Origin of the sequence: Desulfomicrobium norvegicum (assembly GCF_900114595.1) — a bacterium.
Taxonomy (GTDB): Bacteria; Desulfobacterota; Desulfovibrionia; order Desulfovibrionales; family Desulfomicrobiaceae; genus Desulfomicrobium; species Desulfomicrobium macestii.
Window position 1 is genome coordinate 1 of sequence record NZ_FOTO01000002.1, and the last position, 13,132, is coordinate 13,132.

The 13,132-nt window shown below is 59.0% G+C and carries 10 protein-coding genes and 1 tRNA gene; 5 read left to right on the forward strand and 6 right to left on the reverse strand.

Annotation, left to right across the window (positions count from 1 at the left end):
• Window positions 1–264 precede the first annotated feature (264 nt).
• On the reverse strand, window positions 265–2,082 hold the full coding sequence (locus BMZ24_RS04035) for a chloride channel protein (RefSeq protein ID WP_092189570.1): 1,818 nt from the start codon (window positions 2,080–2,082) through the stop codon (window positions 265–267).
• 9 nt (window positions 2,083–2,091) lie between these two features.
• Entirely contained in the window at window positions 2,092–3,036 is a 945-nt protein-coding gene (locus BMZ24_RS04040; RefSeq protein WP_092189572.1) for a bifunctional riboflavin kinase/FAD synthetase, read from the reverse strand.
• A 202-nt stretch (window positions 3,037–3,238) separates the two neighbouring features.
• Between BMZ24_RS04040 and BMZ24_RS04045 the strand changes: the two genes are divergently transcribed.
• Together BMZ24_RS04045 and BMZ24_RS04050 are read left to right on the forward strand one after the other, a co-directional pair.
• Window positions 3,239–3,325, forward strand: a tRNA-Leu gene (locus BMZ24_RS04045).
• Window positions 3,326–3,671: 346 nt separating this feature from the next.
• The gene (locus BMZ24_RS04050) at window positions 3,672–4,427 is read left to right on the forward strand and encodes a substrate-binding periplasmic protein (protein ID WP_092189574.1); all 756 of its coding nucleotides are present in this window, start codon (window positions 3,672–3,674) and stop codon (window positions 4,425–4,427) included.
• Window positions 4,428–4,609: 182 nt separating this feature from the next.
• Here the strand turns inward: BMZ24_RS04050 and BMZ24_RS04055 are convergent, their stop codons facing one another.
• From BMZ24_RS04055 to yedE, 4 genes are all read right to left on the reverse strand, one after another.
• A complete protein-coding gene (locus BMZ24_RS04055) occupies window positions 4,610–5,479 on the reverse strand; it encodes an NAD(P)H-hydrate dehydratase (protein ID WP_092189576.1) in 870 nt (289 codons plus the stop codon).
• On the reverse strand, window positions 5,467–5,949 hold the full coding sequence (locus tag BMZ24_RS04060; RefSeq protein WP_244150279.1) for a putative Se/S carrier protein: 483 nt from the start codon (window positions 5,947–5,949) through the stop codon (window positions 5,467–5,469). Before BMZ24_RS04060 ends, BMZ24_RS04055 begins: the two co-directional genes overlap by 13 nt.
• A 62-nt stretch (window positions 5,950–6,011) precedes the next feature.
• A complete protein-coding gene (locus tag BMZ24_RS04065) occupies window positions 6,012–6,230 on the reverse strand; it encodes a sulfurtransferase TusA family protein (RefSeq protein WP_092189580.1) in 219 nt (72 codons plus the stop codon).
• Between the two features lie 12 nt (window positions 6,231–6,242).
• Window positions 6,243–7,331 (reverse strand): YedE family putative selenium transporter, encoded by a 1,089-nt coding sequence (gene yedE / locus BMZ24_RS04070; protein WP_092189582.1) that lies wholly within the window; start codon window positions 7,329–7,331, stop codon window positions 6,243–6,245.
• A 795-nt stretch (window positions 7,332–8,126) separates the two neighbouring features.
• Between yedE and BMZ24_RS04075 the strand changes: the two genes are divergently transcribed.
• The 3 genes from BMZ24_RS04075 (at window position 8,127) to BMZ24_RS04085 (ending at window position 13,125) form a co-directional block, all read left to right on the forward strand.
• Complete coding sequence (locus tag BMZ24_RS04075; RefSeq protein ID WP_161949030.1) at window positions 8,127–9,419, forward strand: DUF190 domain-containing protein; 1,293 nt, start codon at window positions 8,127–8,129, stop codon at window positions 9,417–9,419.
• Window positions 9,416–11,533, forward strand: coding sequence for a sigma 54-interacting transcriptional regulator (locus BMZ24_RS04080; RefSeq protein ID WP_092189586.1), 2,118 nt, complete (start codon window positions 9,416–9,418; stop codon window positions 11,531–11,533). The genes BMZ24_RS04075 and BMZ24_RS04080 overlap by 4 nt, the downstream gene beginning before the upstream one ends.
• Before the next feature lie 434 nt (window positions 11,534–11,967).
• The gene (locus tag BMZ24_RS04085) at window positions 11,968–13,125 is read left to right on the forward strand and encodes an iron-containing alcohol dehydrogenase (RefSeq protein WP_092189588.1); all 1,158 of its coding nucleotides are present in this window, start codon (window positions 11,968–11,970) and stop codon (window positions 13,123–13,125) included.
• The last annotated feature ends 7 nt before the right edge of the window (window positions 13,126–13,132 follow it).

A 13,132-nucleotide genomic window follows, 5' to 3' on the forward strand; every position in this document is an offset into this window, starting at 1 on the left:
GACGACCAGCTGCCCCGCTTCTTCCGCGAAGAACTCCTTGCTCCGCACAATGTGGGCTGGGGTTACTCCACCGAGGAACTGCAGGCCGCAAAGGTTTAGGTTTCCGGCCCGTCACCGGACCGCTTAAAAAAAAAGAATCCCCGCTTCAAAAGTGGGGATTCTTTTTTGGGCCGTGCAAAAAAGCACTCCATCCAAAAACGAACGCCTGTGCCCACGCAAACACAGGCTCATGCGGGCTTCACTCCGCTTCGGGCGGCGCAAAGATCAGGTCTGCTCCTTCATGGTCTTCAAGGTCTTGGCATAGGCAGTGAACACGTCTTCCCTGGCCAGCATGCCGAGCACCTTAGTGGGGTTCTCGCTGTCCACCACGGGCAGCTGGGCCAGATCCGATTCCACGAATTTGAGCAGGGCCGTGTACAGGTCCTCGTCCGGCCGCAACACGACGACCTTTCGGGCCACATCGCCAGCCACGAGCAATTCGCACAAGGTGTCCTCGAACAGGACCTTGCGCAGATCCTGCACCGCAAGCATCCCCGTTATCCTGTCATCCGCGCCGCGCACCGGAAAACACAGTTCGTTGGAGTTGACGATGATGTCGGTCAGAGCGCCGAAATGCGTCCCTTCCTCGACGATGGTCACCCGGCTCGGCTTGTAGTGCGCCTCGACCTTTTCCCGTTCCAGGATGTTGATGGTCGCGTCGCCGACATGGGCCGGGGACTCGAACTTGTTGTCGACCTGATTTTCATACAGCGACACGTTCCGTCCCAGAACCAGCGCGATGGCCGTGGCCAGCATCAGCGGAGCGAGCAATCCGTAACCCTGGGTCAGCTCGCAGACCATGACCAGCGGACCAATGGGCGCATTGGCCACACCGGAAAAAAAGGCGGCCATGCCCACCAGAACGTAGCCTCCCGGCTCGACCACCACGGATGGAAAGAGGCGCTGGGCCAAGGTGCCTACCACGCCGCCGCTCATGCCGCCCACAAAGAGGGCCGGTGCGAACATGCCCCCGCTCATGCCCGAGCCGAGGACCACGGACGTGGCCAGCGTCTTGCCCACGATCATCCCGGCCATCATGGTCACGGACAGCTTGCCGAGCATGGCCAGCTCCAGCCAGCCCTGCCCCCCGCCCAGCAGCTCCGGGAACTGATACCCTATACTGGCCATACCCAATCCGCCCAAGGCCACTGCCGGCACAAACCCAAACCGATCGGTCAGGGGCCAGAACACCTTGAACTTGATGAAGCGAAAGGTGCGTACGTAGAACCAACCCGTGGCCGCGCAAACCAGCCCCAGGATTGCGTAGACGGGTAACTCGCGGATGTCGGAAAATTCGAACTTGGGAATCCCGAAAATGGGTTCGGATCCAAAGACCAGGGTAAAGAGGGAGTACGAAACCACGGAGGAAATAATGGAGGGGAGCAGCGCCTCGGCCTCGAAATCCTCGCGGTAGATGACCTCGACGGCAGTGAGCGCCCCGCCCAGGGGAGCGCGGAAGATGGCACCAAGGCCCCCGGCCGCTCCCGCCAGAAGCAGAATGCGCCGCTCCTTGGCCGAGAGGCGCAGCTTGCCGGCCAGCCAGGAACCGCATCCGGCCCCGAGCAGGGAGATGGGCCCTTCGCGTCCGGCGCTGCCTCCGGCGGCGATGGTCAGGATGGACGTGCCCACCTTCATGGCCGGTACGGAAGGCGTGATGTGCCCCTCCTGATGATGAAAGGCCTTGATCATGGTGTCGGTCCCATCCGTGCCGCCGTGACGGGTCTGGGGCACGAAGCGCCGCAGGAGGTAACCCGTGAAAAGGCCAATCACTCCCAGGAAGACGAAGAGCAGCCAGGGCCGAAAAGTTCCTGCCTCGCCAGAAAACAGGTTCTCGCCCGCCGGCACCGGCAGGCTGAAACCGGCCCAGGTCGTGAGCAGCAGATGCTGCAACCATTCGATGGCGACATAGAAGAGCACGGCCCCGAGGCCCGTCATGGCCCCAACCACGATCCCGAGCGCCAACCACTTGAAACTCAATACGGAATGGTAGCTGTGAGCCAGCTCCATGGGAATCTTGAACAAAGACCTGAAAAATGCGCGCATGTATCCGCCTCAGACCAGTCGGGCTTCGGGCAGGGCCAGGATGGTCCGGGCCAGGATGATGTCCTTGCCGATTTGCGCCTTGAGTTCATCGAGTCCGGAAAACTTGCGCTCGCCACGCAGGCGCTGCACGAAATGCACCTTCAGTGCGCGTCCGTACAGGTCCTCGCTCAAATCCATGATGTGCACCTCGACGGAAAGCACATCATTGCCGAAGGTCGGGTTGTAACCGATGTTGGCCACGGCCTGATGGAGCTCTCCATCCAACTCGGCCCAGCAGCAATACACGCCCGTCTTGGGAAAAAGCTCGTCCACAAGATGCATGTTGGCGGTGGGAAAACCAAGCAGACGCCCGCCCCGATTCTGTCCGTGAACCACGGTTCCGGACACGCGGTAGAATCGTCCCAGCAGGGCTTTGGCCGCCCAGACGTCCCCGGCCTCGACCAGATCGCGGATGCGCGTGGAACTGACAATGGCCTGATCGACCATCACGGGCTCAAGCTGCTCGACCCCGAACCCCCACTGCTGCCCGAGCCGAGTGAGCAGGGAGTAGTTGCCACCCCGGCCCTTGCCGAACGCGTAGTCATACCCGATGACCAATTCCCTGACATGCAGGCCTTCAACCAGAATGCGGCGCACGAAATCCTCGGGGCTCATGCTCGCCAGTTCCTGGTTGAATTCAAGACAGAGCAGGTGATCTATGCCCAGGGCACGGATGAGTTCGGACCGTTGTTCATAAAGTGTAATGAAAGGCGGGGTTTTCTTTCCCGTGAAAAAACGCAGGGGATGAGGCTCGAAGGTGATGACCACCGACGGCAGGCCGAAACCGGCAGCCAGGTCCCGCACCCGGGCAATGAGACGCTGGTGTCCAATGTGGACCCCGTCAAAATTGCCGATGGTGACGCAGGACCCTTTTTCCAGGCCGCTGATCTGATCCGGCCAAGTAACGCAATGCATGAAATTTTTTCCTCCAGGCAACAAGCTGGCTTGCCTCTATACCAAAAGAACCCAGGCTTCAACACAGGCTCAGTCGCGAGAAAAATGCCCACGACCCGATTCAATGCCCTGAAATCACGTGTTAAAAAAAATTAATTAAAAAAAAGCCAACAAAACCCTTGCCAAACCCAAACCTCTCACATAAACACGCTTCTCACGTCACGCCGAAGTGGTGGAATTGGTAGACACGCTAGGTTCAGGGTCTAGTCGGGGTTCCCCGGTGGAGGTTCGAGTCCTCTCTTCGGCACCAGTAAGTCAAAGGGTTGCAGCAGAAATGTTGCAACCCTTTTTCTTTTGCTTTTTTTACCAAGATGAAAAGTCCCCCAGCCCCAGCACAACAAGTGAGCGCCTTTCTGCATTACTCAAAGGCGGACCCGACGGATTGAAAAATCTGTCAACAATTGCGGTGGTCTCGGCAGCCGCTTTTCCATTGTAGCATTCATGCTGAAGGCTACGTATATTCCCGGTCTGCATCCCGCACGGCCAGGGCGAAGTAATGGTTGCCGACCGAGCCGGTCTGTACGTATGACAATCTCCATGGAAATAAGACACACCTCGGAAGCGACCACTGCGCTCTTCATGTCCAAGGAGGGCCCATGCTGAAAAAAGCGCTGATGTGCCTCGGTTTCCTGCTCATGTGCATGCGGCCCCAAGGCGGCATCGCCGAGACCCTCGACATCTACTACTTCGAATACCCGCCCTATTACCACAAGCTTGAGAATGGCGAGGCATCGGGAATCATTGTTGATCTTGCCCGCAAAATCCTGGCTTCGGCCCAGATTGAAGCCAAATTTTTCTTCGTTCCCGCCAAACGAATCCTGCACGAAATAAAAAGCGATCATCCGGCGGCCTCGCTGGGCTGGTTCAAAACCCCGGAGCGCGAACAGTTCGCCCGCTTTTCCCTGCCCATTTATGTGAACCGGCCTGCGGAAGTGTTCCTGCTGCGGGAGAACGAACAAAAATTCCGCCCGTACGACAGCCTCGAAGGACTGCTGCAAAGCGGAAAATTCTTTTTCGGCAGGGTGCAGGGGCTATCGGAAGGCCCCCAACTCGACGGGATGCTGGCCAAATACGAACACAAGACTGTGCAGGTCACGACGGACACGGTCCGGTTGCTCAAGATGCTCGAATCCAGGCGCTTCGATTTCATGCTGATGCCGCCCGAGGAAGTTGACGTCCTCCTGCAGGCGGCCCAGACGCACAGGGACAAATTCATGCTGCGCGCGATGAACGACATCCCGCAGGGCAATCTTCGTTACATCATATATTCCAAAGCCGTGGACCCGGACCTCATCCGCAGGATCGACCAGGCCATTGTCACCGAAATCGGCATGCTCCCGGCCGGACAATAGTCAGGTCCTCACCTCCGGCTCAACGCGCAAAATTTCCACCACGTGTCATCAGCACACTGAAAACGACTTCCCTTCAAACGAACCAACGGGTTGCGGCATAACTGTCGCCACCCGTTTTTTGTATTTTCGCCGACGCTCCTGGCTTTCTGCACGAGCGAATCCGCGTGCGTGTCATGAAGAATTCAGCGACCCTCCAGGGTCAGCGCCCGCTCAAGCGCCTGTGGCAAAAACTGGAGCAGATCGGCCACGCCGAACGATGGATCGGGGGCGGCCAAACTGCCCATGAGCCGATTCGCCAGCGCCGCGATCCGGCAGGCTTCGGGTACGGGCTTGCCCGCCGCCAGAAGCGCCGTGACCAGGCCGGTCAGGGTGTCGCCGGTTCCTCCGATGGGCTCCATGGCTGGAACATCGGGAGACCTGACCTCGGAAAGAATTTTTCCGGCTGCCGCCACATGGTCCACACGCCCCTTGACCAGCAGATGACGCGCCGAATTTTTCCCGTCATGCGCGGCCTTGATCAGGTCCGGCACGCGCTCCTCTTCCTGCAGAAAAAAGCCCCTCGTGTAGAAGGGATGGGGCGCGGTATCGTCGGCCAAAAAGGCCATTTCCCCCGCATCGGGGGTAAAAAGATCGTAATGGGCCGCGAAACCGCTCATCTTGGCCGCATACATGAACCCTGCATCGGCGACCAGCATGGGCGTGTGGGCCAGACCTTCAAGACCCCACAGGATCTTGTTGTGCCACTCCACATCGGGCATCAGATAATGAAAAGTCAGCCCTGCGTATCCGCAACGGCCCAGACCTTCCACCAGCCGCGCGTACAGCCTGGCGCTGCCTTCGCCCGTGCCGGTGTCCCCCACGATGAGGGCTTGCGGGGTCTCGATGCCGAGAGTCCGCGCGGCCAATGCCGCCGTGGCCATGAGCGCGGGCGTGCCGCGCGCCACGCTTAGCGGACGGTTCCCGACCAGCATTTCCCTCCCGCGCAAGACAAAGCTTCCCCAGGTCAGCCCGTAATCGGCGTCAGGCACAGTGCCCACAATCAACCACGACATTGCCGGCACACCTCCTCGAACGCCAGTTGCAGTGCATAGCCGCAAAGCGTGCGCCCCAGGGTGCGCGGCTCCGGAGCCTCGTCCAGGGTTTTGCCGACGAGCATCTCCGCCAGAAAGGGCACATCCGGGCAACCCCCTCCGGAAACATTGACTATGCGGCGGTTTCGGCGATCCACGGTTATCTTCATGTTGGCCGCCCGGACCATCACGAAATCGCCAAGCGCCTTGACATGATAAAGAGAGACCGGCTCAAGAAGATGATCCTGCACCACGGCCACACGCAGCGGCGGGAGGTTGCGCTCGGCCAGCACCTCCCGCACCCGCATTTCCTCCATCAGGCAAAATTCAATGACCATGTCGCAGCCCTGGCGCAGATCCGGCGGCGGTCCTTTGACCACCGCCTCCACCCCGGCCTCGCGCAGCGCCGACTCGGCCCGAATGACTTCGCCGGTGCTCGGATACAGGAGCATCCCCCTCTCCGAAAGACCGCGCCTTGCGGCCTTTTTCCCGGAGAACACCCCGGCCAGCCAGCTCATTGCTTGACCAGGGCCAGCTTGAATTCGCCATTCTCCATCTCGTGAACGGTCACATCCCAACCCTGGCTCTGGGCCGCCCGGGCCACATTCTCCCGGCTCGCCTCGTTGTCCACCAACACCTCAAACGCACCGGAACCCGCCTTGCGCATGGTCTGCACGGCCATAAGCACCGGTTGGGGGCAGGACAGCCCCCTGGCATCCACTGTCTGGTTCATCGCTGCCTCCTTTTATTTGCGGTTTGTCACGCCAATGAAAACGAGCACCACCATACCGATGACCACGGCTGCCATGCCGTGCGGGCCAATGCCCGAAGGAGAGCTGGCCAGACCGAAATTATGGGCAATGCCCGCGCCCACAATGGACCCAAGCACAAAAATCCCGGCATCGCTGTTCCCTTCTCCGGACATGAACAGTTGGCGGCCGGGACAACCTCCGGCCAGGGCAAAAGCCAGACCGGCCATGAGCATCCCGGCGAAGTTCCAGAACCACATGGTGTGAGCCACGGGCTGGCCTTCAAACCCCGGATTGAACTGACCAAGCAGAACGTTGGTCACCAGGGCCGCGACCAGGAGGGCCAGGAAACCAGTCATCAGATACCATTGATTGAAAAGGAGCACGTCTCGAATGGCGCCCATGGTGCAAAATCTGCTGCGCTGAGCCAGGAAGCCGATCCCCAGACCCGCGCCCAGGGAAAGAAACAACGGCGCGTAGGCAGCGCCGGGCCCTTTGAGCGAATACCAGAGCACCCCGCTCTGGGCTTCTCCCGCCACGGGCGGAAAAACCAGGCGAAGGGCCAGCAAACCGAGCATCATGAGAGGCAGGAGCAGCCCGGTGGACATGGATTGGACCTGAGTGCGCCCAAGATTGAATCCGCTTTTGAAAAACAGCGTTCCGATCCAGACTCCGGTGACCAGACCGAGCAGACCGAACAACGCATTTCCGTCACCACCGGCCAGACGCAGAATGACGCGCCACGGACAGCCCAGAAAGACCAGGGCGCCGATCATGGCGATCATGCCCAGCACAAAACGCGTGATCGGCGCGGATCCGCCGCTGGGCTTGAACTCCTTGAAAGCCAGCGCCGCCGCGAACGAGCCCAGCACAAAGCCGATGATCTCGGGCCTCATGTACTGGACCACGCCCGCCCGGTGCAGGCCGAGGGCCCCAGCGATGTCACGCCCGAAGCAGGCCACACAGATGCCCATATTCGCCGGATTGCCAAATTTTTGCAGAAATCCCGCCACGACCCCGATAATCGCGCCCACGGCGAGAATCCCCAAACTCGTGGCAAAAACATTTTTCACTTCCCTTGCCATGAATCGCCTCCTTCCTTGTTGCAGACCAACGCAGAGTCATCTCCATCGAAACGCATCGGGCAAGGCAGCTCGTCCGGTGCGTAATCATGCATTCCACCACAAAGCGGACACGCCACACGCACTCGTCCCTGCAGACGCTTTTGTCCGTCACTGTCGACGCACACCTTGAATGCACCCTCCTGATCCCAATGGGCTGAGCGAAAGACGGACCGCGTGACGGGACAAAAAAAGCACAGCTCCATGCTTTTTTTCACCTCCTGCGGATACGAATATTATATGGATACGCCAGTGAAACAACATATGTCCAATTTACGATACAAATGAGTGAACAAAGAAAGCATTTATGTATGTAATGAAATAAATTAATACGACTTTATAAGTCCGAAATAAATAACAATGAAGCAACTATTCCACACTTTAATAGTATGATTTTCCCATCTTTTCCTTCTGCTCGGCGATCAACTTTCATGCAGAGAAATTTTTGCATTGACAGCGGCGCCACATTTTTACCAGCTTGTCGCACTCAACCATCCATCCGGGGCCTATGAAGGAATCGATACCGGGCATTGCCGCCAATGCCCGGAAGAAGCGTCTGAACTATCTTGTGCTTGGCGGATTCTGCGTGGTCTTGTTCACGGCGCGCCGATGTAATATCAAGTGTAAATGGATTGTCCGGGCAGAGGACACAAAGCCGCGCAACCGTCCGGGATCAAACATGCAAACACATACGGCCGCACGGCCGGGCACGATGTTCGCGACACAAGTCCAGACAGCGCGCATCAAGGGAGGCACCCGATGGTCAAGTTGATCGATGTGAGGATTCTCAAGATTTTCGTGGGCGAGGCGGCACGGCACAACGGCTCGCCGCTCCATGAGGTCATCGTCGACGAGGCCCGTCGGCGAGGCATGGCAGGGGCTTCGGTTTGCCGGGGCTTCATGGGCTTCGGGGCAAGCAATCTTCTGCATACGGCCAAAATCCTGCGACTGGCCGAGGATCTGCCTATAATCGTGGAGATCGTGGACACGCCGTCGCGCATCGCCGATTTTCTGCCCGTGGCCGACGCGCTCGTCGAGGAAGGAAGCATCGTGGTCCAGGATGGCCAGGCCATCTTCCACCTGCCCATGCGCATCCGCGACGTGATGACCGAACAGGTCGTCACCGTGGATACACTGACGCCGCTGCACGAAGTGGTGGATCTGCTGCTGCACAAGGAGGTAAAAGCCGTCCCGGTCATGGAGGCCGGGCGTATTGCCGGCATAATCACCGGCGGCGACCTGCTGTCCCGTGCACGCATGCCCCTGCGGCTGGACATGCACGGCCACGTGCCGTCCGGACTGCGCCACACGCACAGCCATTGCCTGGAATTCGAAGGACTCAAAGCGCGCGACATCATGTCGGCTCCGGTCACGACCCTCAATATCACGACCACGGTCACGGACGCCCTTAAACTGATGGCGACCCGCAACATCAAGCGCCTGCCGGTCACGGCCGAAGACGGGACGCTGATGGGCATCGTCAGCCGTGCGGACGTGCTCGCGGCCATCGGACGCACCTCCGCGGTGGCGGCGCATCTCGACGTCCTGCCCGAGGGAGTGCACGCCTTTGCCCGTGACGTGTTGTTCACGGACGTGCCCACCGCCGCTCCGGACGCGCCATTGACCGACATTCTGAAAAAACTTGTCGCGTCTCCTCTACGCCGGGTGGTCATCGTGGATGCGGACAGGACGATCCGCGGCATCATTCACGACTGGGATCTTTTGCAGTGCTTCGTGCGTCAGAACTCTCCCACGCTGGTGGCCAAGATCCTCGGCGTCCTGACCCAACGCGAGGCCGTGCCCGCAACGCTTGAAGGCACCGCCGAGGAAGTCATGAACACCGAGATCATCACCGTCCGCCCAGAAGCCACTCTGGCGGAGGTCATCGCGACGCTGGTGGACAGAAAGATCAAACGCATCGTCGTAGCCGACGACTACGGCAGACTGCTTGGCATCGTGGACCGCGACGCCGTGCTTAAAGCCCTGGGCCGGACAATGAACGCCACCGCACGGGAGTCGAAAGGCGGTACGGAGGCCGACGTCACGCCATGAAAGTCCGCGACATCATGCAAGTGCCCGTCAAGGTTCTCAGGGAGCGCACGACCCTGCGGGAGGCGGCCAGCTTCTTCCGTCGAGAAATGGTGCGCGGGGTGCAAGTCGTCGATGAACGGGGATTTTCCGCAGGCGTGTTCTCCTACGAGGAGCTCCTCAACGCCCTGGCAACGGGCTCGAGCCTGTCCGATGCGATCTCCCTGCATGTACGGCCCATGATGTGCTCCGTGCACCCGGACACGGATATCGAGGAACTCAAACGCTACGGCAGCTCCTTCCTGACCGTGGTCGACGGCTCGCAGATCCTTGGCGGCATCGACATGATGGCCGTCGACGACATCCTCCGGGGCGGCACCATATCCACCAGAATCCCGGTCTACGAAGTGCTCATGGACATGCCCGAAGCGGCGTTCCTGGTGGATGAAAAATGCTGCGTGCGCTGGATCAACACCACGGCAGGCATCTGGTGCACGAAAGAACCCACCGACGTGCTGGGCAAAAAACTGGCCCAGGTTCTGACCGAGGAAGGATTCGAGATCGAGGTCGATCCCCTCGACGGCCAGTCCATCATCATCGCCTGGCGGGACGAGACGCGCTTTCTGCCGATCACATGGCCCGCACGCTTTCCGGATGGCTCCCAGAAACGCATCGTGCTGCTGCGCGACGTTCAGGAAGACATGCTGCGCGCCCGCGAGATCGCCAAATTACGCAGCATGTCCAAGGAGCTCGACGCCATCATCGACTCCTCCTTCGACGGCATCTTCATCACCGATGGCAATGGCCGCGCGTTGCGGGTCAACAGGGCCTACGAGCGCATCACGGGCATCCGGGCGAAGGAAGTCATGGGCAGACCCATGGCGGAACTGGTCACCGAAGGGTTTTACGACGAATCAGTAACCCTCAAGGTTCTCCAGAGCAGGCGGATCGAGACCATCATACAAAAGGTCCGGGACTCGAAAACCATCGTGGTCACCGGCAACCCCATCTTCGACGACGACGGCGAGATCTGGCGGGTGGTGACCAACGTACGCGACGTGACGGAACTGCGGAAGCTGCAGCAGGAGCTCGAACGCCTGGCCGAGCTGCAGAACCACTACCAGCGGGAGCTGGACACCCTACGCCGCAACATCAACCCAAACCCCGAAATCATCATCCGCTCCAAGAAAATGCGGGAGATCCACGACCAGGCCATGCGCCTGGCCCAAGTCGATTCCTCGGTGCTCATTACGGGCGAATCGGGCGTCGGCAAGGAGGTCGTGGCCAGACTGATCCACGACAACAGCCATCGCCACCGAGGCCCCTTCGTCAAGATCAGCTGCGCGGCCATACCCGAACAGCTCCTGGAATCGGAACTCTTCGGCTACAAGGCCGGCGCCTTCACCGGAGCCCTGCGCAGCGGCAAACAGGGCGTGTTCGAGACGGCCAACGGCGGAACGCTCTTTCTCGACGAAATCGGCGAAATGCCCCTCGGCCTACAGGCCAAGCTGCTGCGCGTGCTGCAAGAGCGGACCATCGTCCCGGTCGGCGGGGTTCGCGAAACGCCCATCGACGTGCGCATCATCGCGGCCACGAACCGGGATCTCGATGACATGGTCCAAGCCAAGGAGTTCCGCAGCGATCTCTACTACCGCCTCAATGTCGTCCCTCTTTTCATTCCACCCCTTCGAGAACGCCAGGAAGCCATCATTGATTTTGTTTATCATTTCCTGAGCCGCTACAACCAGAAATACGGGTTGAACAAACAAATCGAACCCGATGCCATGGACATGTTGATCGCTTCGAAATGGCCAGGGAATGTGCGCCAGCTCAGCAACACCATGGAGCGCCTGGTGGTCATGGCCCGTGGAGACGTGATCACCGGAGCCGAAGCCGAGAAGGTGCTCCATTCCTCACGAGACAACAACTCGGCCTGTGCAAAGACTCCCCGTAGCGTAACGCTGAAAGAAGCGGTGGATCTGGCCGAAAGGGACGCCCTGCTCCAGGCACTCCGCTCGCATCCGAGTTCCCGGGCGGCGGCCCGCGCCCTGGGAGTCAACCAATCCACGGTGGTTCGCAAGGCCCAGCGCCATGGAATCCGTATCGGTGAAAGCTCGATGCGAAGCGACATCGGCTGATGCGATATGGCATCGCAATGTTTTTTTACAAATACCCTGAAAACACGAGCACCCCGCCTATACAGTCAAGTCAAAGCTTGATGCGTAATCGCATCACATCGCCTGAACTCCCCGCCATCTTTGCATGGACATCTCCATAACACATCAAAATATAAAGCAGGTTAAAATCTGCGACAACTCCCAGCGGACTGGCATCCTTCTTGTAAAACACCACATATCACTCTTTTTTGCCGTTAAAACAGATCATAAATTTTTTTATCGCCAATCTTTTTCCATGCAATTCTTGTAAAATATATGTTTTGATTTACGAATAAAACTGATCTGAAGCAATACGATAAATTCACAGTGACAGACGCTGAGATAAATTGTTGCATATTATTGCTCTTAATGTGTGAAATTTTCATAATTTACATGTAGCGCCCTCGGGAGGTTCAATGAAAAAACAAGAAATTTTCAGCACTACGCCTCGACTTGTCATGGGTCCTGGATGCCTGCCATCCATAACCGACGAACTCAAACGCTTCGGTGCGTCCTCGGTGCTCGTGATCACGGACCCAGGGCTGGTAGCCACGGGTATCGTCCAGAAACTGGAAGATATACTTGTCCAGGATGGTTTCGCCGTTTCCCGCTTCGACAATGTCGAGGCGGACCCTCCATTCGAACTAGCCAACACGGCCTTGGACAAGCTCAAGGATGCTCGGGCCCAGGCTGTCATCGGCATCGGAGGGGGGTCGTCCCTTGACATCGCCAAAGTCGTCAGCGTGCTGGCCACCAACGATGAACCTGTCACCAGCATGTTTGGCATCGACCTGATCAAGAAGGCAGGCCTGCCCCTGGTCCTTATCCCCACAACGGCAGGAACGGGAAGCGAGGTCACCCCCATCGTCATTCTTTCGGACCATCACGAAAAGCTCAAGAAGGGCATCGTCAGTCCCCATCTCTACCCGGCCTGCGCCCTGCTCGACCCGGAACTGACCCTGGGCCTCCCACCCAAAGTCACGGCGGCAACAGGCATGGACGCCCTGATCCATGCCGTCGAAGCGTACACTTCCCGCAACGCTACGGCCATGTCCGACGTCCTGGCTGTCGAGGCCATCACCCTGATATTCAGCAACATCCGAACGGCTTTCGCCGACGGAGCCAATATTGCCGCCCGCACCAAAATGCTGCGCGGGAGCATGCTGGCTGGCATGGCCTTCGCCAACGCCGGAGTCACAGCCGTACACGCATTCGCCTATCCTATCGGCGCGGAATTCCATATTCCCCACGGCATCGCCAACACCATCATGCTTGTTCCTGTCATGCAGTTCAACATGATCGGCAACCTGGAACGTTTCGCGGGCATCGCGAAAATGTTCGGCCAACCCACGGAAAGCCTGAGCATGCGCCAGGCTGCCCAAAAAGCCATAGATGCCATGAGCGAATTATCCGACGACTTGCGGGTTCCCCGACAGCTGCGTGACTTCGGAGTCAAGGCGGACGATGTGCCGGAGCTTGCGGCCGGGGTCATGAAGGTCACGCGCCTACTGAACAACAATCCCCGAAAACTCGAACTCGCGGACGCCGAAGACATCTACCGCGCAGTCCTGTAGCAGGGAG